Origin of the sequence: Xanthomonas sp. LMG 8993, from assembly GCF_009835065.2 — a bacterium.
Taxonomy (GTDB): Bacteria; Pseudomonadota; Gammaproteobacteria; order Xanthomonadales; family Xanthomonadaceae; genus Xanthomonas; species Xanthomonas arboricola.
This window is the reverse complement of sequence record NZ_QVIF02000002.1, coordinates 487,527-509,202: the sequence shown is the minus strand read 5'-3', so window position 1 is coordinate 509,202 and position 21,676 is coordinate 487,527. Positions and strand designations below refer to the sequence as shown.

At 64.7% G+C, this 21,676-nt stretch carries 16 protein-coding genes and 1 riboswitch; of the genes, 10 read left to right on the top strand and 6 right to left on the bottom strand.

Going from position 1 to position 21,676, the window contains the following annotated elements; all coding sequences use genetic code 11:
* Position 1 precedes the first annotated feature (1 nt).
* Positions 2 to 122, bottom strand: a riboswitch (SAM riboswitch).
* Between the two features lie 128 nt (positions 123 to 250).
* The 4 genes from DYQ94_RS05250 to DYQ94_RS05235 all read left to right on the top strand — a co-directional run bounded on the left by DYQ94_RS05250 (position 251) and on the right by DYQ94_RS05235 (position 5,645).
* Positions 251 to 1,171: a M23 family metallopeptidase gene (locus tag DYQ94_RS05250; protein WP_126966170.1), complete on the top strand. Its 921-nt coding sequence runs from the start codon at positions 251 to 253 to the stop codon at positions 1,169 to 1,171.
* 135 nt (positions 1,172 to 1,306) lie between these two features.
* Positions 1,307 to 2,911, top strand: coding sequence for a peptide chain release factor 3 (locus DYQ94_RS05245; protein ID WP_024939243.1), 1,605 nt, complete (start codon positions 1,307 to 1,309; stop codon positions 2,909 to 2,911).
* A gap of 75 nt (positions 2,912 to 2,986) precedes the next feature.
* On the top strand, positions 2,987 to 3,631 hold the full coding sequence (trhA, locus tag DYQ94_RS05240) for a PAQR family membrane homeostasis protein TrhA (RefSeq protein ID WP_024939244.1): 645 nt from the start codon (positions 2,987 to 2,989) through the stop codon (positions 3,629 to 3,631).
* Positions 3,632 to 3,680: 49 nt separating this feature from the next.
* Positions 3,681 to 5,645 (top strand): AsmA family protein, encoded by a 1,965-nt coding sequence (locus tag DYQ94_RS05235; RefSeq protein WP_126966171.1) that lies wholly within the window; start codon positions 3,681 to 3,683, stop codon positions 5,643 to 5,645.
* Positions 5,646 to 6,082: 437 nt separating this feature from the next.
* Here the strand turns inward: DYQ94_RS05235 and DYQ94_RS05230 are convergent, their stop codons facing one another.
* From DYQ94_RS05230 to mtgA, 3 genes are read right to left on the bottom strand one after another with little or no spacing between them, the layout of a single operon-like run.
* A complete protein-coding gene (locus DYQ94_RS05230; protein ID WP_126966172.1) occupies positions 6,083 to 6,511 on the bottom strand; it encodes a CBS domain-containing protein in 429 nt (142 codons plus the stop codon).
* Positions 6,471 to 7,517: a glycosyltransferase family 2 protein gene (locus DYQ94_RS05225; RefSeq protein ID WP_102251543.1), complete on the bottom strand. Its 1,047-nt coding sequence runs from the start codon at positions 7,515 to 7,517 to the stop codon at positions 6,471 to 6,473. The genes DYQ94_RS05230 and DYQ94_RS05225 overlap by 41 nt, the downstream gene beginning before the upstream one ends.
* A 2-nt stretch (positions 7,518 to 7,519) precedes the next feature.
* Entirely contained in the window at positions 7,520 to 8,260 is a 741-nt protein-coding gene (gene mtgA / locus DYQ94_RS05220) for a monofunctional biosynthetic peptidoglycan transglycosylase (protein ID WP_126966173.1), read from the bottom strand.
* Between the two features lie 74 nt (positions 8,261 to 8,334).
* Here mtgA and hslO point away from each other — a divergent pair, with 74 nt between their 5' ends.
* The 3 genes from hslO (at position 8,335) to DYQ94_RS05205 (ending at position 13,224) form a co-directional block, all read left to right on the top strand.
* Positions 8,335 to 9,225 (top strand): Hsp33 family molecular chaperone HslO, encoded by an 891-nt coding sequence (gene hslO / locus DYQ94_RS05215; RefSeq protein ID WP_024939249.1) that lies wholly within the window; start codon positions 8,335 to 8,337, stop codon positions 9,223 to 9,225.
* A gap of 153 nt (positions 9,226 to 9,378) precedes the next feature.
* The gene (locus DYQ94_RS05210; RefSeq protein ID WP_024939250.1) at positions 9,379 to 10,212 is read left to right on the top strand and encodes an XOO1806 family protein; all 834 of its coding nucleotides are present in this window, start codon (positions 9,379 to 9,381) and stop codon (positions 10,210 to 10,212) included.
* A gap of 240 nt (positions 10,213 to 10,452) precedes the next feature.
* Positions 10,453 to 13,224, top strand: coding sequence for a TonB-dependent receptor (locus tag DYQ94_RS05205; protein WP_160954747.1), 2,772 nt, complete (start codon positions 10,453 to 10,455; stop codon positions 13,222 to 13,224).
* Positions 13,225 to 13,324: 100 nt separating this feature from the next.
* Here the strand turns inward: DYQ94_RS05205 and DYQ94_RS05200 are convergent, their stop codons facing one another.
* A complete protein-coding gene (locus tag DYQ94_RS05200) occupies positions 13,325 to 13,933 on the bottom strand; it encodes a TetR/AcrR family transcriptional regulator (RefSeq protein WP_016902764.1) in 609 nt (202 codons plus the stop codon).
* A 137-nt stretch (positions 13,934 to 14,070) separates the two neighbouring features.
* Here DYQ94_RS05200 and DYQ94_RS05195 point away from each other — a divergent pair, with 137 nt between their 5' ends.
* Both DYQ94_RS05195 and DYQ94_RS05190 read left to right on the top strand, forming a co-directional pair.
* The gene (locus DYQ94_RS05195) at positions 14,071 to 14,994 is read left to right on the top strand and encodes an alpha/beta fold hydrolase (protein ID WP_160954748.1); all 924 of its coding nucleotides are present in this window, start codon (positions 14,071 to 14,073) and stop codon (positions 14,992 to 14,994) included.
* Positions 14,991 to 17,465, top strand: coding sequence for an acyl-CoA dehydrogenase (locus DYQ94_RS05190; protein ID WP_024939254.1), 2,475 nt, complete (start codon positions 14,991 to 14,993; stop codon positions 17,463 to 17,465). The genes DYQ94_RS05195 and DYQ94_RS05190 overlap by 4 nt, the downstream gene beginning before the upstream one ends.
* Before the next feature lie 243 nt (positions 17,466 to 17,708).
* Here the strand turns inward: DYQ94_RS05190 and DYQ94_RS05185 are convergent, their stop codons facing one another.
* Both DYQ94_RS05185 and DYQ94_RS05180 read right to left on the bottom strand, forming a co-directional pair.
* Positions 17,709 to 18,062 carry a DUF1304 domain-containing protein gene (locus tag DYQ94_RS05185; protein WP_126966175.1) on the bottom strand — a complete coding sequence of 118 codons (354 nt, stop codon included), beginning with the start codon at positions 18,060 to 18,062 and terminating at the stop codon, positions 17,709 to 17,711.
* Between the two features lie 418 nt (positions 18,063 to 18,480).
* Complete coding sequence (locus DYQ94_RS05180) at positions 18,481 to 19,842, bottom strand: NTP/NDP exchange transporter (RefSeq protein WP_024939257.1); 1,362 nt, start codon at positions 19,840 to 19,842, stop codon at positions 18,481 to 18,483.
* A 333-nt stretch (positions 19,843 to 20,175) separates the two neighbouring features.
* Between DYQ94_RS05180 and DYQ94_RS05175 the strand changes: the two genes are divergently transcribed.
* Complete coding sequence (locus DYQ94_RS05175; protein WP_039813429.1) at positions 20,176 to 21,555, top strand: serine hydrolase domain-containing protein; 1,380 nt, start codon at positions 20,176 to 20,178, stop codon at positions 21,553 to 21,555.
* The last annotated feature ends 121 nt before the right edge of the window (positions 21,556 to 21,676 follow it).

The window sequence follows — 21,676 nt, the reverse complement described above, 5'->3', positions numbered from 1 at the left end:
CGAACCATCTTTCGGCGGACGCGGAGGTCCCCGCAGGATTTGGCACCAAACGCGGGCGCTTGCGCGCTCCGCTGGCTGCCCCGGCATCAAAGGGCCTGTCCCTCCGCCGGTCTCGATGGTGAAGCCAAGATGCCACCACTTTTTTGCGGTGTCAATCTCTTCATGCGGATGGAAAGATATATTTTCATCCGATACCACTGCGGCCTGTGATGGACCGCATACTTGAGGTCCCTCCGTTCGAGCCGATCGCGTGCCCCACCACGTGCCTCGCAGCACCCTGCCCGCCCTCGCCTGGCCTTTCTTGCTCGCGGTTCTGGCGTGTGCCGCACCCGCCAACGCGCAGCAACGCTGGCATTGGCCCGGTGCCGCAAACACGGCTGCGAGCTCGCCATCAGTCGCAGCGGCACAGACGGCGCCCGCATCGCCCGGCACCGGCCCCTCATTGCAACTGGAATGGCAGGCGCCGGCCTACCTGGCCTGGGTCAGCAACCCGCTGGCCGGGCCCGCACAGGTTCAACTGAGCGCACCGCCCAGCGAGGATTACCGCGCCGTGCCGCAGTTGCCGTTGACGGTGCAACTGGCTGCGCACGAGCGACGCCTGCTCGCCCGGCTGTATCCGGTCAGTAACCAGCGCAGCCTGGGTGGGCTTGGACTCAAGCTCGACCTGGTGCCCGGCGATCCGCAGGCCCGCCCGCAGCAGCAAGTGCGCTACCAGCTCCCGTTCCGCGATGCGCCGGTCCAAGTGGACCAGGGCTTTGGCGGGGCCTTCAGCCATACCGATGCGCCCAACTGGTACGCGGTGGACTTCGCGCTGCCGCAGGGCACGCCGGTGCTGGCGGCGCGCGCGGGCACGGTCATGGAGGTGCGGCGCGATGTGAGCGAAGGCGGCCCGCATGACCAGGCCGCCGGCGCCGGCAACCTGGTGCGGGTGCTGCACGCCGACGGCAGCATGGCCATCTATGCCCACCTGGCGCCCGATGGCGTGGCGGTACGCCCGGGCCAGGTGGTGCGCACCGGCGAGCGCCTGGGCACCTCGGGCAGTACCGGCTTCAGCACGGCCCCGCACCTGCATTTTTCGCTCCAGCGCAACGCGGGCATGCGCCTGATCTCGTTGCCATTCCGGATGCTGGGCCCGCAGGGCGAGTTGCAGTTCCCCTCGCCGGCACCGTAAGTGGCGGCACCCAGGAGCGCCAACCTGCGGCCCGGAGAGCCCCTGACCGGCGCTACAGAGGCCGGCTGCGGCGAAGCCGCTATAATCTCCGGCTTCCTCAGTTTCCGCAGGCGTCCGACCGGGCGCGCTCAGCCCATGTCCGACGTCTCCAACGAAGCCGCGCGCCGCCGCACCTTCGCCATCATTTCCCACCCCGATGCGGGCAAGACCACGCTGACCGAAAAGCTGCTGCTGTTCGGCGGTGCGATCCAGATGGCCGGCTCGGTGAAGGGCCGCAAGGCCGCCCGTCACGCCACCTCGGACTGGATGGCGCTGGAAAAGGAACGCGGCATCTCGGTCACCTCCTCGGTGATGCAGTTCCCGTACGAGGGCAAGATCGTCAACCTGCTCGACACCCCCGGCCACGCCGACTTCGGCGAGGACACCTATCGGGTGCTGACTGCGGTGGACTCGGCGCTGATGGTCATCGACGTCGCCAAGGGCGTGGAAGAACGCACCATCAAGCTGATGGAGGTCTGCCGCCTGCGCGACACCCCCATCATGACCTTCATCAACAAGCTCGATCGCGAGGGCAAGAACCCGATCGATCTGCTGGATGAAGTCGAGACCGTGCTCGGCATCCAGTGCGCGCCGGTGACCTGGCCGATCGGCATGGGCCAGCGCCTGAAGGGCGTGGTGCACCTGATCACCGGCGAGGTGCACCTGTACGAACAGGGCCGCAACTTCACCCGCCAGGATTCGACCATCTTCCCGTCGCTGGATGCGCCCGGCCTTGCCGAAAAGATCGGCACGCAGATGCTGGCCGAGCTGCGCGACGAGCTGGAACTGGTGCAGGGTGCCAGCAATCCATTCGATCTGGACGCCTATCGCGCCGGCCAGCAGACCCCGGTGTTCTTCGGCTCGGGCGTCAACAACTTCGGCGTGCAACCGCTGCTGGACTTCTTCGTCGAACATGCACCGCCGCCGCAGGCGCGCGACACCACCGGCCGCCGGGTCGAGGCGACCGAAGCCAAGCTCAGCGGCTTCGTCTTCAAGATCCAGGCCAACATGGACCCGCAGCATCGCGACCGCGTGGCCTTCATGCGCGTGTGCTCGGGCAAGTTCACCGCCGGCATGAAGGCCCTGCATGTGCGCAGCGGCAAGGACGTCAAGCTGGCCAACGCGCTGACCTTCATGGCCTCCGACCGCGAAATCGCCGCCGAAGCCTGGCCGGGCGACGTGATCGGTATCCACAACCACGGCACCATCTCCATCGGCGACACCTTCACCGAAGGCGAATCGCTGTCGTTCACCGGCATTCCCAACTTTGCACCGGAGCTTTTCCGTCGGGCACGCCTGCGCGACCCGCTCAAGCTCAAGCAGCTGCAAAAGGGCCTGGCGCAGCTGTCCGAGGAAGGCGCCACGCAGTTCTTCCGGCCGTTGATGAGCAACGATCTGATCCTCGGCGCGGTAGGCGTGCTGCAGTTCGACGTGGTGGCCTACCGACTCAAGGACGAATACGGCGTGGATGCGATCTTCGAGCCGGTCAGCGTCACCACCGCACGCTGGGTACATTGCGACAACGCCAGGAAGCTGGAGGAGTTCCGCGAGAAAAACGCTGGCAACCTGGGCATCGACGCGGCCGGCCAGCTGGTGTATCTCGCACCGACGCGTGTGAATCTGCAGCTGGCGCAGGAACGTGCGCCGGACGTGCGCTTCTCTGCCACGCGCGAACACGCGCATGCCAAGGCGATCGATTGACCGCGGCTTGAACCGGCGCCTGCGACCGCACTTGCCGGCGATGCGAATTGCTCGCAATTGCGGTACCTTTTTGGCATGAACGCAGACGCCTCCCCCTCGACCGACCTGCGCGACGAGATAGCCAGCGCCGTGACCCACGGCCTGGGTGCCATTGCCGCACTGGCCGGTGGCTCGGTGCTGATCACGCTGGCCGCCGTCTATGGCGACGGCTGGCAACTGGCCACCTCGATCGTGTTCAGCGCCACCCTGGTGTTGCTATACGTCGCCTCCACGCTGTTTCATGCCATCCCGCACCCGGGCGCCAAGGCGCGCCTGCAGGTGCTCGATCACTGCGCGATCTATCTGTTGATCGCCGGTACCTACACCCCGTTTACGCTGATCAATCTGCGCGACTCCTGGGGCTGGGGATTGTTCGCCGCGATCTGGACGATCGCCGCCGCCGGAGTGGTCTTCAAGCTGTTTTTCACCGGTCGTTTCCGCCTGCTGTCGACGGTGCTGTATCTGGCGATGGGCTGGCTGATCGTGGTGGCGATCCAGCCCTTGCTGCGCTCGGTCGATACCTGGTCTCTGTGCTGGCTACTGGCCGGCGGACTCTTCTATACCCTTGGCACGTATTTCTACCAACGCGACACCCAGCGCTATTTCCACGCGATCTGGCATCTGTTCGTACTGGCCGGCAGTGCCTGTCACTTCGTTGCGGTGATTGCGCAGGTGATGTGAGACGCGATCTGCGGCACGTTCGCGCGCCGTGCACGAGGCATCGCCAACCATGGCCCGCGTGAACAACGTGACCGACACCTCAGCTGCACCATCGCCCCCCAGCCCACGTCGTCGACGCTGGCTGGTCGGGCTTGCCATCGTCTCCGCCGCCGTGGTGATCTTCGTGCTGCTGTTCCAGTGGAACTGGCTGCGCGGTCCGGTCGAGCGCGTGGTCAGCGCCAAGACCGGTCGCCAGTTCCATCTCGGCTATCTGGACGTGAAGCTGGGCCGCACGACCACCGTGCGCGGCAATCGGCTGAGCCTGGCGAACGCAGCATGGTCCAAGCGCGGGCCGATGGCCGAGCTCAACTCGGCCGAGATCGATGTCGAGTTGTGGCCACTGCTGCGCGGCAAAGTGCGTCTACCGGAAATCCGCCTGGATCACCCAACCCTCTTGCTGGAAGCCGGCGACGACACCCATCCCGGCAACTGGGTATTCGATCAGGACAGTGGCGATGGCACCATGCCGCGCCTTGGCCGCCTGCTGGTGAACAACGGGCGCCTGCAATACATCGATGCAGCCAATCGCTCTAACGTGGATGTGGCAATCAACAGCCTCGCACCACCGAGCAGCGACCAACGTGCAGCGCCGATCGGCATCGACGGCAAGGGCCGCTGGAAGGGCTATCCCTTTACGCTCAAGGGCAATACTGCCTCGCCGCTGGAACTGAGCCAGAGCGAGCACCCATTCCGCATCGATCTGCGCGGCAGCGCCGGCGCCACCCGCACCCACGTGCGCGGCACCTTGACCAACCCGTTCCAGTTCCAGGTCTTCGATCTGCAAATGGCGCTCAGCGGCCAGGACATGCAGGACCTGTATCCGCTGACCGGCGTGGCCATGCCGTCGACGCCGCCATACAAGCTAGACGGTCATTTGCGCCGCAACGGCCAGCTCTGGCGCTACGAAAAGTTCACCGGTACCGCCGGCGACAGCGATCTGTCGGGCACTGCAGAAGTGGACCTGCGCAACAAGCGTCCGTTCCTGCGTGCCGATCTAGCGTCCAAACGCCTGGACTTCGACGACCTGGCGGGCTTCGTCGGCGCGCCACCGAAGACCGGCGCGAACGAGTCGGCAAATGCAGAACAGAAAAAACAGGCGGCACAGCTCGCAGCCAGTGCACGCGTGCTCCCCAGCACCCCGTACGACTTGTCGAAGCTACGCGCGATGGATGCGCAGGTACGCTGGCGCGCGCAGCGCATCAATGCGCCATCGTGGCCGCTGGACGACATGGATGCCTCGCTGACATTGAAGGACGGCTTGCTGCAGCTGGACCCGCTGAACTTCGGCGTTGCCGGTGGCGATATCCGCTCCATCATCCGCATGGATGCGCGCAGCGAGGTGATCACCACGCACCTCAAGGCAGGTCTTCGCGGCATCCGGCTGGATCAACTCTTCCCCGATACCGCCCTCGCCAAGCAGGCCTCGGGTGCCATCGGTGGCGAATTCGATTTGCGTGGACGCGGCAACTCGATCGGCGCGATGCTCGGTACCGCCGACGGCACGATCGGCGTGGGCATGGGCCGCGGCCATGTCGGCAATCTGATCATGGAGCTGGCCGGGCTGGATATCGCCGAGTCGCTCAAGTATCTGGTCACCAAGGACCGACAGATTCCGGTGCGCTGCATCTTCGGCGACTTCGGCGTGCAGGACGGCCTGATGCAATCGCGTGCGCTGGCCTTCGACAGCACCGACACCATCATCATTGGCGAAGGCAGCATCAGCTTGAAGGACGAGACGCTGGACCTGCTGCTGCGCCCACGCCCGAAAGATCGCAGCATCCTGAGCCTGCGCTCGCCATTGCGGATTGGCGGCAGTTTCAAGGACCCGACCTTCCGTCCGGACTTCAAGGCATTGGGTCTGCGCGGCGCGCTTGCGGTCGGCCTGGGCATGATCGCTCCACCCGCCGCCTTGCTCGCAACCTTCGAACCGGGCCCCGGCAAGGACAGCGACTGCGGCGGCAAGTTCGCAAAGTAAGTGCACTACAGCACTTTGGGCCGCCAGCAGACCTGTCCAGCGCTGTAGCGATGTTGGCAAGGTGTCGATCACACGCAAGTGCATTGACGGATGCAGTGACCCCAAAACTGCAGTAATGGCCAGGATCGAAAGGAACTGATCAAACCGCAGTCCTCGAACGACTGCGCGGCCTGCACTGCTTGCACCATGCAGACCGCCCCTCTCGACAGGTCCTTGCCCGCTCACCGTCGCGGGACCTTACGCGGCATGGATGCCGCGTAAGAGCCTACAAGGACGTACTTGCGGCGTGTCCTGCGATGGTGGGCGGGCAAGGACCTTGCGACCAGGCCACAGATCAAACGCTCCAAAGCTGATCTATCGGCTCGCCACACTCCTCAAGCTATTGCGAGCAGCAGCGTCGTTCAAGACAAGACGCAGGGAACGTCGCCGGCACGGCCTTAGCTGGCGATGTAACGCTGCAACTGATCGATATCGCGCTGCTGGTTCTCAATCACCGCCTTGACCAGATCGCCGATGGAAATCACGCCCTGCACGCGGCCGTTGTCGACCACCGGCAGATGCCGGAAGCGTCCGTCGGTCATCAACTGCATGCAGCGCTCCACCGTGTCCGACGGCGACACTGTCACCACCTCGGTACTCATGATGTCGGCAACGCTGGTGGTCGATGAGGCGCGATCGCGCAGCACCACCTTGCGCGCGTAATCGCGCTCGGACACGATGCCGACCAGGCGTGGCCCGTCCATCACCAACACCGCGCCGATGCCCTTCTCGGCCATCAGGCGGATCGCCTCGATCACTGCAGCGTCTGCCGCTACCGCGAATACCTCAACCTGTTTGGTCCCCAACAGCTGTCGTACGGTCTGCATGGCCCGCTCCGCGCTTGGTCTGGTGGTCGCAGCCTACTCCCACCGCGCCGCAGTGGGTATCGACCAGGTAGAGCGGACGCTGCTTGGCCTCGTCGTACAAGCGGCCCAGGTATTCGCCGATCAGGCCCAGGGCGATCAGCTGGATGCCGCCCAGGAACAGGATCACCGACATCATGGTCGGCCAGCCGGCCACCGGGTCGCCCATCAGCGCCGCCTTGATCACCACCCAGCCACCGAACAGGAATGCCACCAGCGCGGTGAGCAAACCCAGATAGGTCGCCACGCGCAGCGGCACGGTGGAAAAACTGGTGATGCCATCCAGCGCGAAGTTCCACAGCCGCCACACGGTGAATTTGCTGCGCCCCGACAGCCGTGGCGCACGCCGGTACGGCAATGCCACCTGGCGAAACCCAACCCAACCGAACAGCCCCTTCATGAAACGGTGGCGCTCGCGCAGCTGCTGCAAGGCCTCCACCACCCGCGGCGACAACAGCCTGAAATCTCCGGTATCGGCCGGAATCGGTGTGCGCGACAACTGCCGGATCACCCGGTAGAACGCATGCGCCGCACTGCGCTTCAGCCAGCTCTCGCCCTCGCGGAAAATCCGCGTGCCGAAGATGTTGTCGTAACCGGCACGCCATAGTGCGACGAACTCGGGGATCAACTCCGGCGGGTCCTGTCCATCGGCATCGAGCAGCACCACCGCACCGGGCAGCACATGGTCCAGGCCTGCAGAAATCGCGACCTCCTTGCCGAAGTTACGCGACAGCCGCACCGCACTCACCTGCGCATCGGCATCAGCAAGTGCCTGCAACACGCTCCAGGTGCCATCGCTGCTGCCATCGTCGACATACAGCACATGCGTCTGCACCCCACTCAGGCCCGCCAGCACTGCGCACAGGCGCGGGTGCAGCTGTGGAATGCTGGTCTCCTCGTTGTAGGCTGCAATCACCACCGTCAGGCGGTCTCCTGCCACCGGCAGCTGCACGGGTCCGGACGTGCGCATGCTCACGGCGCCTGCAGATACGCAGGGCCACCCAGCTGGCGTGCCTGCCGCTGGATCCATGCCGTCCGCCGTTGCACATAGGCGCCGGGCCGACGCGCGTCATAACGGCGTGGCGAGGGCAGCACCGCCGCCAGGCGCGCCGACTCGGTCGGTGACAACCCAGCCGCATCCTTGCTCCAGAATTGCCGGGCAGCGGCCTGCGCGCCATACACCCCGTCACCGAACTCGGCCACGTTGAGATACATCTCCAGAATGCGCTGCTTCGGCCACAGCAACTCGATCAGCACCGTGTACCAGGCCTCCAGGCCCTTGCGTACCCAACTGCGGCCCTGCCACAGGAACACGTTCTTGGCGACCTGCTGACTGATCGTGCTGGCCCCGCGCACGCGCCCACCGCGCGCATTGTGATCGCGCGCCTTTTCGATCGCCTGCAGGTCGAAGCCGTGATGCACCGGAAACTGCTGATCCTCCGCAGCCACCACCGAAATCGGCAGGCTGGCGGCGATCCCGTCGTAGTCGCGCCATTGCTGGTGCAGCGAAAAATCCCAATCGCCCTCGCCCCAGGCTTCCAGATAACGCCCCACCATCATGCTGCTGATCGGCGGATCGACCACCCGCAGCACCAGCACCTGCAGCACGCTCGCGGCGGCAAACAGCAGCGGCGCTGCCAACAGCCAACGCAGCCAGCGACCCGCGCGCCGCGGTGGCGCCACCTGCTTGCCATCCAATGCATCCGTCCCCATTGTTCGCTACGACCTTTCATCCCGATGCTCGTTGCATTATCCGGCAACCGGCGTCCCTTACGTCCGATGTTCCCATGACCGATCACGATCAGCTTTCCCGTTTCCTGCTGCCTGCTGCCGGCGTGCGCGGCGTCCATGTCCGCCTGACCCAGGCCTGGCACGACATCCAGGGGGCCGCCGACTACCCGCCCGCCGCACGCCAGTTGCTCGGCGAGGCGGCGGTGGCCGCCGCCCTGTTCACCGGCCACACCAAGGTCGACGGGCGTCTGTCGGTGCAGCTGCGCGGCAACCAGACGCTACGCACCCTGTTCGCCGAATGCACCGCGGCCGGCACCTTGCGCGGCATCGTGCAGCTGGCCGACGGCGCCGATGCGCCCGCCGACCTGCGCGAACTGGGTGAGGCCGCGCTGCTGGCCATCACCATCGAGAACCCCGGCCTGGACCCGCGCGAACCGCAGCGCTACCAGAGCCTGGTCGGCATGCAGGCGCCGGATCTGGCCGAAGCGTTCGAAACTTATTTCCAGCAGTCCGAGCAACTGCCGACCCGCCTGCTGCTGGCCGCCGGCCCGGATCAGGCCGCTGGCCTGTTGCTGCAAAAGCTGCCAGGCGACGAGGGCGACACCGATGGCTGGACCCGCATCGGCGCGCTGTTCGACACTCTGGGCGCACCGGAATTGCTCTCGGTCGCCAGCGAGGACCTGCTGCACCGGTTGTTCCACGAGGAAGACACCCAATTACTGGGCAGCAAGCCGCTCAGCTTCGGCTGCTCGTGCTCGCGCGAGCGGGTCGCCTCGATGCTGCAGTCCCTGGGCGAAGACGAGGCCCGTGCCGCTGCCGAGGCGACCGGCGAGGTCGAGGTCCGCTGCGAGTTCTGTGGGCGTGAGTATCACTTTCCGTTGACCGCACTGGACGTACTTTTCAGCGAGGCGCGCCCCCTGCAGGAGGCGCCGGAACGGTTGCAGTAGAAAGGTTTGACAGGTGCGATCCGGGGATCGTGAGTACTTGTTAAATAATCATAAACACCCTAGCATTCCGACTGCCCGCTTCCGGGAACTTAACAACTGCCGCTGGGTCTGAACTCTGGTATGCGACACCTACTGCGCCTTCCGCTTGCTCTGATGGTTGCCCTTGCGGCGGCTACGGGTGTGCATGCGCAGTCGACCCAGCAGGTACGTGAAAGCACCATCCTGCCGGTGTGGAACAAAGGCAGCGGCAAGGTCGAAGCCTTTCTGTACCTGGAGCCCACCGGCGAGCAGAGGGCCGGTGCACGCTGGCACTTCGGCCGCAACTCGCTGGACGCGGCATTCGGCCTGACCTCCGGCGACTCGCTGGGCCTGATTTGCAACAGCAGCCGCGGCACCAACATCAACGGACTCGCCAGCCACTGCCTGCTCGCAGGCATCGGCGATGACGAAGAAGACAGCGCCGCCGCATCGCGCCGCGTGTCGGCAACCCTGGGCTTCAACCGTGGCGGCGCACGCGCCGGCGTCACTGCCGGTACCGGCCGCGATACCCTGCCGGCCTGGTTGATCGGCGCCGGCAAGGCACCGCTGACCCGCGTCGAACAGAACGACCTGACCGTGTTCGGGCAGAAGAACATCGGCCGCGAAGGCTTCGTTTCGATCGGCGGCACCTATGCGCGCGCGCGCCTGGTACCGCTGGCCGACGTTTCGCCGGCGATCGCCGATCAGTGGGACAGCAAGACCCTGAGCGTCGGAGGCGGCTACGGTGCCTTCAGCGCCAACGTCATCGGCCGCGTCGTCGACGTCCCCGGCCAGCCGGAAAAGTGGGAAGGTCTGGGCCTGGGTCTGACTTGGCGCACCCCCTGGAGCGGCCAGCTGACCGTCGGCGCAGAGAACGTCATCTCCCGCGGCAAGAACCCGTTTGCGCCGAGCAACGAGAGCAACAGCGACGGTACGATCCCGTACGTTCGGTATGAGCAAGACCTCTAAGTAATTGATTTTAAATTATTTTACCTAACGCCACCGGCTTGCAGCCGGTGGCGTTTTGCGTTCCAGCACCCGGCCTGCGGCAGCCTTTCACGTCTTTCTTCTTTTTCGTTAACGGGACTTTAATTTCTCGCATAACGCATATACCATCGGTTCACCCTGACGTTTTGGATCCGCTTCTTTCGGACCCCCGACAGGCAAACAACCCTTGGCAGTACCCAAGATCACTTGGAGAGAGAGCTAATGAATTGCAAGTCCAACAAGCTGCGCGATGCAGTCGTCCTCGCGCTTGTCGTGGGCGTCGGCGGTACCGGTACCGCCATCGCTCAGGAAGCCGGCACCACCAACCTCGACAAGATCGAAGTGACCGGTTCGCGCATCAAGAGCGCAGACGTTGAAACGTCGCAGCCCGTTCTGACGCTGACCCGTCAGGACATCGACAAGCAGGGCGTCACCTCTGTTGCCGATGTGTTGCAGCGCGTGGCAGCCAACGGCGCGGCGCTGAACCGCACCTTCAATAACGGCGGCGACGGTAGCTCAGGCATCGCGCTGCGCAACCTCGGCAGCGCACGTACCCTGGTGCTGGTCAACGGCCGCCGCTGGACCACGGGTCTGGACGGCAGCGTCGACCTCAACACCATTCCGACTGCGATGGTTGAGCGCATCGACATCCTGAAGGATGGCGCGTCGACGATTTACGGCTCCGATGCCATTGCCGGCGTGGTGAATATCATCACCCGCAAGAACTTCGACGGTGCCGAGGCAGGCGTCAACATTGGCCAGTACAGCGATGGCGATGGCCAGCGCCAGGCCTACGACTTCACGATCGGCACCACCACCGATCGCGCAAGCCTGCTGCTGGGCGCTTCGTACGTGCAGGAAGAGTCCGTCATGGCGGGCGATCGGCAGATCTCCGCTGGCGGTCCTCCGTTCTTCAGCGGCCAGAGCGGCACCGGATTCCCGGGTTCGTATGTGCGCAATGGTGCGCGCCGCATCCTGATCAATGGCGTCGAAACGCCTTACGTGGCCAATGTCCACGGTTACAACACCGCGCCGGACAACTATCTGCTGACCCCGCAGGAACGCACCTCGCTGTTCGCTCAAGGTACTTTCAACTTCACCGACAACGTGACGTTCCGCACCGAGGCGATGTACAACGAGCGCAAGTCGGAGCAGTTGCTGGCGGCAATGCCGGTCACCGGCCTGACCTTGAGCGCCGACAGCCTCTACAACCCCTTCGACCAGAACCTGACCAGCGTCAACCGCCGCTTTATCGAAACCGGTGGCCGCTCGTTCAATCAGAACGTCAAGAACTGGCACTTCTACGGTGGCCTGGAAGGTTTCTTCGAATTTGCCGACCACAGCTTCGACTGGGATGTGGGCTATCGCTACGACAAGTCCGATCAGAACGATCTGACCTACGGCCTGTTCAACCTTGCCAACCTCAACAACGCCTACGGCCCCTCCGAGCTGCGTGGCGGCGTGCCGGTCTGCGTCACCGCACCCGGTGGCGATGTGATTCCCGGATGCGTCCCGGTCAATCCGCTGGGCCCGCGCGGCTCGATCAGCCAGGCGGCGCTGGATTACACCGGTTTCACCGCGCACGACTCGTCCTCGGTTGAATCCAAGGGCTACACCGCAAATCTCAGCGGCGACATCGTCGACCTGCCGGCTGGCCCGCTGGCCTTCGCGGCTGGCTACGAATACCGCAAGGAAAGCGGCCAGTTCGATCCGGACGCCTTCATTGCGGCGGGCCTCAGCACCGGCAACGGCGCACGCCCGACTGCAGGCTCCTACAGCCTGGACGAGTTCTATCTGGAACTGTCGGTCCCGGTGCTGGCCGATCTGCCGGGCGCCCAGCTGCTGGACTTCAGCCTCGCGACGCGTTACTCGGACTACAGCAACTTCGGCGACACCGTGAACAACAAGTTCGGCTTCCGCTGGAAGCCCATTCAGGACTTGATGATCCGCGGCAACTACAGCGAAGGCTTCCGCGCGCCCAGCATCAACAACCTGTTTGCCGGTAACGCCGACTCGTTCGAAACCTACGCCGATCCCTGCTCGATCCAGGCTGGTCAGCTCAGCAACCCGGTCGTGGCACAGAACTGCACCGCAGCCGGCGTGCCTGCCAATTTTGTGCAGCCCGGTGCAGGCACCGGCGCCAAGCAGACGCTGGAGCCGTTCACCTACACCTCCAACGAGCAGTTGCAGCCGGAAACCTCGACCAGCCGCACCCTGGGCCTGGTGTTCAGCCCCAGCTTCGCGCAGGGCTTGAATGTCACCTTGGACTGGTGGCAGATCGAGATCGAAAACGCGATCACGCGTCCGGCAGCACAGTTCATCCTCGACAAGTGCTACGGCGGCAGTGCCGGCGAACAGGCTCAGTACTGCGCGCTTGTCACGCGTGATCCGACCTACGCCGATGGCGCCTACACCATCACCAACATCAACATGCCGCTGTTGAATCTGGCGTCGTACAAGGTGGAAGGCTGGGATCTGGGTATCAACTACCGCTTGCCGGAGACGGCGTTCGGCCAGTTCACCATCAGCTGGGATTCGACCTACCTGTCGAGCTGGGAAACCAAGGCGACTGCCGATTCCGAACTGGAGCAGTTCCAGGGCCGTTACCTGAATCAGGATCCGTACTGGCGCATTCGTTCCAATCTTTATGTCGATTGGTCCCTCGGCGATTTCGGCATCAACTGGGGCATTCGCTACAAGTCCGGCATGGAAGAAGTCTGCCCGCTGTCTGCAGCGCTGGCCCAGGCGTATTGCTCGGAGCCTGATCGCGTCACCGCCGACGGCGCATCGCCGCGTAACCACATCGGCGCGACGACGTATCACGACATCCAGGTGCGTTACAACACGCCTTGGAATGCAACCGTGTCGGTCGGCCTGAACAACGCGTTCGACAAGGATCCGCCGGTCGCGTACAGCACGTCCTACAACATGTTCGATCCGCAATACGATCTGCCGGGCCGCTACATGTACATGCAGTACCGCCAGCGCTTCTGATAGAGCCTGCGGCGTAAAACAACTACGGCCCCGAATGGGGCCGTAGTTGCGTCTGGAGTTTTAAAACCGGGAACCGGACGCGGCATCCATCGCGTGCTGGTCACCCCGGAATCAAGGTCTGGATCACATGCTCGACATAGGCCTCGAAGTCCTCGCGGGCTTGCTTGGGCTGCTGCAGTTGCAGCGAGAGCTGCAGGAAACCGACGTAGGCGGCGTAGGCCAGGCGGGCGCGGTGTTGGGCATCGGTGCGGCTCAGGCCGGCCTGGCGGAACGAGGCGATCAGGTAGTCGAGACGGCGCTGCGAGACGCGGTCGATGACCGGGCGCACGGCCGGGTGATCGAGTGCCTTGAGCAGTTCGCTGTAGATGACGTGCGGCTTGACTTCGTGCGCGACCAGTTGAAACAGCGCGCGCAGGCGTGCGCTGGGGTCCGGGACGTCTTCCAGGCTGCCGAATACTTCCTTCTGTTCGAAGATTTCCCAGCGTTCCAGGGCTGCCTGCAGCAAGGCATCGCGCGAGGGAAAATGCCAGTAGAAGCTGCCCTTGGTCACCCCGAGACGGCGTGCCAGTGGCTCCACCGCGACGGCGCCCACCCCTTGTTCGGCGATCAGGTCCAGTGCGGCCTGCGCCCAATCGTCCGCGCTGAGGCGGTTGCCGCGACCGGAGGTGGCGCGGGGCGTGGTGAGGCTTGGGTCGGTGATGTCATTCATTGCCGCGATTTAACCATACGCTTGAGTCAGTTGCAGTATGCATCACAAAAAGGACATACAACTGCCACGATTCAATGGCTTAACCGTCCATACGAAGGAGTATTGACAGCCGCATAGGCAGATCCATACCATGAGGTATGGTCACCTCTTCTCCTAGCCTCGCCCATAGTGCGTCTACCTCGCGCATCGACGCTGGCGAGACGTCGCTTGCGGTGTCGGTGCGGGGCGCGGACCACACGCCGACGGTGCTGCTGGCACATGGCTTTGGACAAACCCAGCACGCGTGGGAAAGCACTGCGGTCCAACTGGCCGAAGCTGGCTACCGGGCGCTGGCCTACGATGCGCGCGGCCATGGCGATTCCGGTTTCAACGACGCAGACCTGCCCTACTCGGCCACGCAGTTCACCGATGACCTGATCGTGCTGGCAGGCGAGCAGGCCGAGCCACCGGTGCTGGTTGCCGCATCGATGGGCGGCTTGTTCGGCCTGCTTGCCGAGGCGCGCTGGCCAGGTCTGTTTCGCGCGATCGTGCTGGTCGACATCACGCCGCGCTGGGACACCGCGGGCGTGGAGCGCATCCTGCGTTTCATGACCGCACATCCAGATGGCTTTGCATCGCTGGATGCCGCCGCAGATGTGATTGCCGCCTATTTGCCACAGCGCCCACGCAAGACGGCCGAGCAATTGCAGGCCTTGCTGAGGCAGCGCGCAGACGGGCGCTGGCACTGGCACTGGGATCCGCGGCTGGTCGATGAACTGGCGGGACAGGATCCGCACGCACAACAACAGACCTTGCTGGACGCCGCCGCGCGGGCGCGTTGCCCGATGTTGCTGATCAGCGGCGGTCGCAGCGACCTGGTCACGCCAGACACCATCAAGGAATTCCTGTCGATCGCGCCGCATGCGCAGCACGTGCATCTGCCCGATGCCACGCACATGCTGGCCGGCGACGACAACACCACGTTTACCGCAACCGTGTTGCATTATCTGGACGCACTGCCCCCGGTTGGCACCATCGCAGCGTCCAACATTACCGAGCATGTCACTGGAGCAAGACCATGAGCATCGTTGCACCGTTCCTCCTCGTCATCCTGGCGGCGGGCATCGCTGCCTATCACCGCATGCGCCTTGCCACCTGGGTCGCGCTGAGCGCCTGTGTGCTGGTGGCCTGCTGGTTGCTGGGTGCCAATCTCACCGCAACCATCGTCGCTGCCGTGCTGGTGGTGCTGGTTTCCGCGCCAGTGCTGTTGCCGTTCCTGCGCAAGCCGCTGCTGACCACGCCGCTGATGGGCTTCTTCCGCAAGGTGCTGCCGCCGCTGTCGCAGACCGAGCGCATCGCGCTGGAAACGGGCTCGGTGGGCTTTGAAGGCGAACTGTTCACCGGCGACCCGGATTGGCAGAAGCTGCTCAACTATCCCAAGCCGCAACTGAGCGCCGAAGAGCAGGCCTTCCTGGATGGCCCGGTCGAAGAGCTGTGCAGGATGGTCAACGACTGGGAGATCACCCACGTCCACGCCGACCTGCCGCCGGAGCTGTGGGAATACATCAAGAAGAACAAGTTCTTCGGCATGATCATTCCCAAGCAGTACGGCGGGCTTGGCTTCAGTGCGCTTGCGCATCACAAGGTGATCCAGAAGCTGTCCTCGATCTCCAGCGTGGTCAGCTCCACTGTCGGCGTGCCCAACTCGCTCGGGCCGGGCGAGCTGCTGCTGCATTACGGCACGCCGGAACAGAAGGATTACTATCTGCCGCGCCTGGCGGTCGGCGCAGAAGTGCCGTGTTTCGGCCTGACCGGTCCGTTCGCCGGTTCCGATGCGACCTCGATCCCCGACTACGGCATCGTCTGCAAGGGCGAGTGGAATGGCGCCAACGTGCTCGGCGTCAAGCTGACCTTCGACAAGCGCTATATCACCCTGGCGCCGGTGGCCTCGCTGATCGGCCTGGCATTCCGCGCCTACGATCCGGATGGCCTGATCGGCGACAAGAAGGACATCGGCATCACCCTGGCCCTGTTGCCGCGCGAGACCCCCGGCGTGGAAATCGGCCGTCGCCATTTCCCGCTCAATTCGCCGTTCCAGAATGGCCCGATCCACGGCGAGGAAGTGTTCATCCCGCTGAGCCAGCTGATCGGCGGCGTGGAGATGGTCGGTAAGGGCTGGAACATGCTCAACGAGTGCCTGGCGGTGGGCCGTTCCATCACCCTGCCCTCCACGGCCAGCGGTGGCAGCAAGTATGCCGCCGTGGTCACCGGCGCGTATGCGCGTATTCGCAAGCAGTTCGGCCTGTCGGTCGGACGCTTCGAGGGCGTCGAAGAAGCGCTCGCGCGGATCGGCGGCAAGGCCTATGCCATCAGCGCGCTGTCGCAGGCCACCGCTGCGGCGGTGGACCGTGGCGATGTGCCATCGGTGCCGTCGGCGATCGCCAAGTATCACTGCACCACCATGGGCCGCGAAGTGGTCAGCGACATGATGGATGTGATCGGTGGCAAGGGCATCATCCTGGGGCCGCGCAACTTTGCCGGCCGTGCCTGGCAGGCGGCGCCGATCGGCGTGACCGTGGAAGGCGCCAACATCATGACCCGCAGCCTGCTGATCTTCGGGCAGGGCGCAATCCTGTGCCATCCGTGGGTGATGAAGGAAATGCAGGCGGCGCAGGATCCGGACACGCGTCGTGGCCTGGAAGAGTTCGACCAGAGTCTGTTCGGGCATATCCGCTTCGGCATCTCCAATGCGGTGCGTTCGTTCTGGTTCGGGCTGACCGGTGCGCGCATCGGGGCAGCGCCGGGCGATGCGTACACGCGGCGCTTCTTCCGCAAGCTGGATCGTTATTCCGCCAACCTGGCGCTGATGGCCGACGTGTCGATGCTGATGCTCGGCGGCAAGCTCAAGTTCAAGGAATCGCTGTCCGGACGTCTGGGCGACGTGCTGAGCCACATCTACCTGACCAGCGCGATGCTCAAGCGCTATCACGACGAAGGCGCGCCGGCGACCGATCAGCCGCTGCTGGCCTGGGCGTTCCATGACAGCGTGCACAAGATCGAAACCGCGCTGTCTGCGGCGCTGCGCAACTTCCCGATCCGTCCGGTGGGCTGGCTGATGTGGGTGCTGATCTTCCCGCTGGGCCGTCGTGCCGAAGCACCGGGCGACCGGCTGGGACACCGCGTGGCATCGATCCTGATGACACCGAACGAAGCGCGTGACCGTCTGGGCCAGGGCGTGTTTCTGACCCCCTGCGCCAACAATCCGGGCGGACGTATCGCCAGCTATCTGGCCAAGGCCGTGCTGGCCGAGCCGGTGGAGCGCAAGTTCCTCAAGGCGCTCAAGACCAAGGGCATCGAGGCGCTGGATTTCACCGCGCAGCTGGACGAAGCCGTGGCCGAAGGCGTGATCACCGGCGACGAGCGCAGGCAGCTGGAAGAGTTGCGCGAGATGATGATGGACACCATCACCGTGGACGATTTCGACCCGCACGAACTGCGTGCGGCCAGCTACTACGACAAGCCGCAAGCCCAGCAGCCGCGCGAAGCGGCATAAGGCGCAGGCCAAGTGACGGCAGACGACGGCGGGCTTCGGCCCGCCGTCGTCGTTTGTGGAGACTGGCTGTGGTGGAGGCCGAGCATTCGCAACCGCGCTGCCTGCCGCCAGCGTCTTCGATCAGTTCCCAGCAACTGCAATCCCTGTAGACACCTGGTAGGAGCGGGCTTGCCCGCGATGAAGCTCTACCGGTAACGCCCCATCGCGGGCAGGCCCGCTCCTACAGGAAGCGAGCACACGGCCTCAGCGCGGCAACAACAGCAACGCCAGGGCAATCAGCGCGGGCAAGGCCTGCACGAAAAAAATGCGGCGGTTGACGCTGTAGGCACCATAGCAGCCTGCCACGACGACACAGCCCAGAAAGAAGCTCAGCACATCCGCGCGTGCCTGCAACGCGCCCCAGAACAGGCCCGCTGCCAGGAAGCCGTTGTACAAGCCCTGATTGGCCGCGAGCACGCGCGTGGCTTGCGCCTTCTCGGGAGTATTGCGGAAGGTCTTCAGGCCCAGCGGCCGCGTCCACAACGCCATCTCCAAGACCAGGATGTAAACGTGCAGCAGAGCGACGCACAGGCCGGCAATGATGGCAAACAGGGACATGGCGGATCGGCGTGATGGATGTGGCGACCAGCATAGCTGCGATTGCGGCCCTGCTGCTCGGAACAGGCGACGGAACCCGGCGCGCCGGCAAGAGACGGGGGATGTGCAGGACCTGCATACATGATCGGAGCGTCGCGATTGCGGACATCGGCGGCGTGTCCTGCAATGGCCTGATCTATCTGCTCGCCACGCTCTCCCAAAGGCAAAAGCGGCTAGTCCAAACAGCGGCATCGCTAATACATGTCATGCCCTGCTTGCCGGTGCACACCGACCATCTCGACCGGTGCTTGCCCGCTCACCCTCGCGGGACCTCACGCGGCATGGATGTCGCGTAAGAGCCTACAAGGACGTACTTGCGGCGTGTCCCGCGAGGGTGGGCGGGCAAGGGCCCTGCAACCAGGCCATTTGTTGACCGCTCCTAGTCGGAGACCTGATTGCCAGTCTCCGCATCGCGCTCTGCGGGCAGTTTGCGCGCCTCGCGCAGCAGGCCGAACGCGCCAAGGGTCATGCCCGATGCCACCAGCAGACCGACGCCGAACACCGCGCTGGAGCCGAATGCCGACACCAGCTTGTGCACCCAGACGAAGGTGAGATCGCCACCGCGGTAGATCACGGTGTCGATCGCAGCGCCGGCCTTGTAACGCCATTCCCGATCCACCCGCGTGTACAAGGTCTCGCGCGCCGGCTTGGCCAGTGCGAACTCGCTGGAGCGGGTGATCACCTGCACGATCGCAAGCATCATCGGCAGCGGCGAGGCCGTCAGCACGGCATAGCCCAGCGTGATCGCCACGCCCGGAATCAGCAGCGCCGGTGCGATGCCGAAACGCGACAGCAGCGCGCGCGTCACCAGCAGCTGCAACACCAGGGTAAGCGCGTTGATCGCCAGGTCGATGCTGGCGTAATAGGCGGTGGCCGCCGCTGCGTCCGTGTAGAGCCGGCGTACCAGCGCTGCCTGCTCGTTGTAGAGCAAGGTGCCGACGCCCACGCCGAACAGCACCATGAAAGCCAGCCAGCGTAGCAACGGCTCGCGCACGATCAGCTTGAGCCCGCCCAGCACATCGCCGCCCATCGGCACCTCGCCGGAGCCCAGCTGTCGCTCCTGCTCGCGCGCAACCGCCCACAGGCGCAGACGCAGCACGCAGACCACGCACACGGTCAGAAACCCGGCCGAGACCAACATCAGATGCGCGATGCCGATGCGCTCGACCAGCGTGCGGGTGAGGATCGGCCCGAGAAACGCGCCCAGCGTGCCGGCCGCACCGATGTAACCGTAGTAGCTGCGCGCTTCGGCATTGCTGAAGACGTCGGCCATGAAGCTCCAGAACACCGCCACCGCAAACAGGTTGAAGACGGTCACCCACAGGAAGAACGCCAGGCCGCGCCCGGGTACGCCGCTGTCGAACAATACGTAGAACAGCAACAGGGTTGCGATGAAGAAGCCATACACCGCCGGCAGGAACACCCGGCGCGGGTAGCGACTGACCAGCGCGCCGTAGACAGGCTGCAGCAACACCATGATCAGGAAGGTGCAGGTAAACAGCACCTGCAGGGTGAAGTCCTTGAGCGGTATGCCATGCGTGGCAAAGAAGGCGATCATGCCGGTGGGGAAAATCGCTTCCACATCCGCCGACGCGCTCATCGCCTCGCGCACCGGGCGCAGCACGTAGTAGCCGCTGAGCAGGCAGAAGAAATACAGGAACGACCACGCCAGCGGCGGCGAGCTGCGCAATGCCACGCTCAGACGGCCAGCCGCAGAGCGCGGCGAAGACAGGCTGGTCATCGGGTAAGGCTCGCTCGCATCGACGAGCGCGACAGCAAGGACATGGCAGCGGCAACACCCGCGAAACAAGCGCGCAAGTTAGCCGATGCCGCGCTGCATCACCAGCAGCAGCGGGCGGCACCGACTAAATCGATTGCCTGCGGAGACGGCACGCCGCTTGCAGCTGTCTCCGCACAGGCTCCCGATTGAGTTGCAGAGGGTCCTGGCAGTTCGATTTATGAACCTAAAATCATCAATAGGATCAACACGATGCCCATTCATCTTCCGGCAGTTTGTGCTATTGCAAAGCGCGGCGCTAGAATCGTCGGAGGCAGTGGAACAGGCGGGACAACCATGACTCAAATGCGCAGGCGCCGACGGTTCCGACCGTTGGCCATCGGGCTGCTCGGGGCGTTACTGCCTCTGGCCCTCTCTTCTACCGCGCAGACACCCGCGCCGGCTGCTTCTGCGCTGCAGCCGGCCACCGTCGTGCAGTCACCCACCGCCCCGCTGCAATACCGTGCATCGCTTCCGGCCAGCCAGGTGCTGGCCCCGGCGGCCGGGTTCGATGTGGCCGCGTTCGAATCGATGGCCAACCAGTTGACCTACGGCAATCGCCTGCCCGGAATGGCGATGGCGATCGTGCAGGGCGGCAAGGTGCTGAGCGCGCGCGGCTATGGTGTCACCGACGTCAATCACCCGCAGCCGGTCGACGCGCATACCGTGTTCCGTCTGGCATCGCTGTCCAAGGCCTTCGCCGGCACCATGGCCGGGTTGCTGGTCAACGACGGCGTGCTGCGTTGGGACAGCAAGGTAGTGGACTACGTGCCCGGGTTCCAGCTCAGCAATGACGTCGCCACCCGGCAGCTCACCGTCGCCGAGGTGCTGAGCCACCGCGTCGGGCTGACCCGCAATGCCTACGACAACGATATCGAATCCAACGTCGACTATTACTCGCTCAGCCACAAGCTTGCCGCCGCACCGTTGCGCTGCGCGCCCGGCGATTGCTATGCGTACCAGAACGTGGCCTTCAGCCTGGTCGGCGATGTGGTGTTCGCTGCGTCCGGCAGCTTCTACGAGCAGTCGGTGGAGCGCCGCATCTTCAAGCCGCTGGGCATGAACGATGCGAGCATGGGTCTGGCCGGTATCCAGGCCAGCCCGCGCTGGGCGCGCCCGCATGTGCGCAGCCGCAATGGCTGGGTGTCGTTGACGCCCAAGCCGACCTACTACCGTCTGGCCCCCGCTGCCGGCGTCAATGCCAGCGCCAGCGACATGGCGCAGTGGCTGCTCGCGCACACCGGCCACCGCACCGACGTGCTGCCTGCGCCGCTGCTGGCGACGCTGCACGCGCCGCTGATCTCCACGCCAGGGGAGATGCGCTCGGGTTGGCGCCACGAGCGTGTTGACGCTGCCAGCTACGCGCTGGGCTGGCGCGTGTTCGACTACGCCGGCCATCAGGTCGTCTTCCATGCCGGCGCAGTGCAAGGCTATCGCGGCCTGGTCGCGCTGCTGCCCGAACGTGATCTCGGCATCGCGATCATGTGGAACGGCGAGAGCGGCCTGCCCTCCGGCATGCTGCCCACCATTCTGGATCGGGCGCTGGGTCTGCCCGCCAAGCGTTGGCTGGATATCGATGTGGATGGCGACTTCGGCAGCGAGAACATGCTGGCCGAGCGCCCCGATCCTGCCGGCAAGGGCGCCTCGTCGGGCAAGTCGGTGGCATCGCCGCGCTGAGTTGGCGTTGCGGCGACCTCGCACACAGGCGGCTTCGGCCGCCTGTGTCGTTTCCGGCCTGCAGGATCGAGTCGGGCGTGTCGACATCGGTGGCCGGGAGCCGGGCATCGCTCCATGCCAT

Bases quoted from the DNA above. Each gene is read 5' to 3' on its own strand.
- DYQ94_RS05245 (WP_024939243.1), top strand. From the start codon at position 1,307: ATGTCCGACGTCTCCAACGAAGCCGCGCGCCGCCGCACCTTCGCCATC.
- trhA (WP_024939244.1), top strand. From the start codon at position 2,987: ATGAACGCAGACGCCTCCCCCTCGACCGACCTGCGCGACGAGATAGCC.
- DYQ94_RS05235 (WP_126966171.1), top strand. From the start codon at position 3,681: ATGGCCCGCGTGAACAACGTGACCGACACCTCAGCTGCACCATCGCCC.
- DYQ94_RS05230 (WP_126966172.1), bottom strand. From the start codon at position 6,511: ATGCAGACCGTACGACAGCTGTTGGGGACCAAACAGGTTGAGGTATTC.
- DYQ94_RS05225 (WP_102251543.1), bottom strand. From the start codon at position 7,517: ATGCGCACGTCCGGACCCGTGCAGCTGCCGGTGGCAGGAGACCGCCTG.
- mtgA (WP_126966173.1), bottom strand. From the start codon at position 8,260: ATGGGGACGGATGCATTGGATGGCAAGCAGGTGGCGCCACCGCGGCGC.
- hslO (WP_024939249.1), top strand. From the start codon at position 8,335: ATGACCGATCACGATCAGCTTTCCCGTTTCCTGCTGCCTGCTGCCGGC.
- DYQ94_RS05210 (WP_024939250.1), top strand. From the start codon at position 9,379: ATGGTTGCCCTTGCGGCGGCTACGGGTGTGCATGCGCAGTCGACCCAG.
- DYQ94_RS05205 (WP_160954747.1), top strand. From the start codon at position 10,453: ATGAATTGCAAGTCCAACAAGCTGCGCGATGCAGTCGTCCTCGCGCTT.
- DYQ94_RS05200 (WP_016902764.1), bottom strand. From the start codon at position 13,933: ATGAATGACATCACCGACCCAAGCCTCACCACGCCCCGCGCCACCTCC.
- DYQ94_RS05195 (WP_160954748.1), top strand. From the start codon at position 14,071: ATGGTCACCTCTTCTCCTAGCCTCGCCCATAGTGCGTCTACCTCGCGC.
- DYQ94_RS05190 (WP_024939254.1), top strand. From the start codon at position 14,991: ATGAGCATCGTTGCACCGTTCCTCCTCGTCATCCTGGCGGCGGGCATC.
- DYQ94_RS05185 (WP_126966175.1), bottom strand. From the start codon at position 18,062: ATGTCCCTGTTTGCCATCATTGCCGGCCTGTGCGTCGCTCTGCTGCAC.
- DYQ94_RS05180 (WP_024939257.1), bottom strand. From the start codon at position 19,842: ATGACCAGCCTGTCTTCGCCGCGCTCTGCGGCTGGCCGTCTGAGCGTG.
- DYQ94_RS05175 (WP_039813429.1), top strand. From the start codon at position 20,176: ATGACTCAAATGCGCAGGCGCCGACGGTTCCGACCGTTGGCCATCGGG.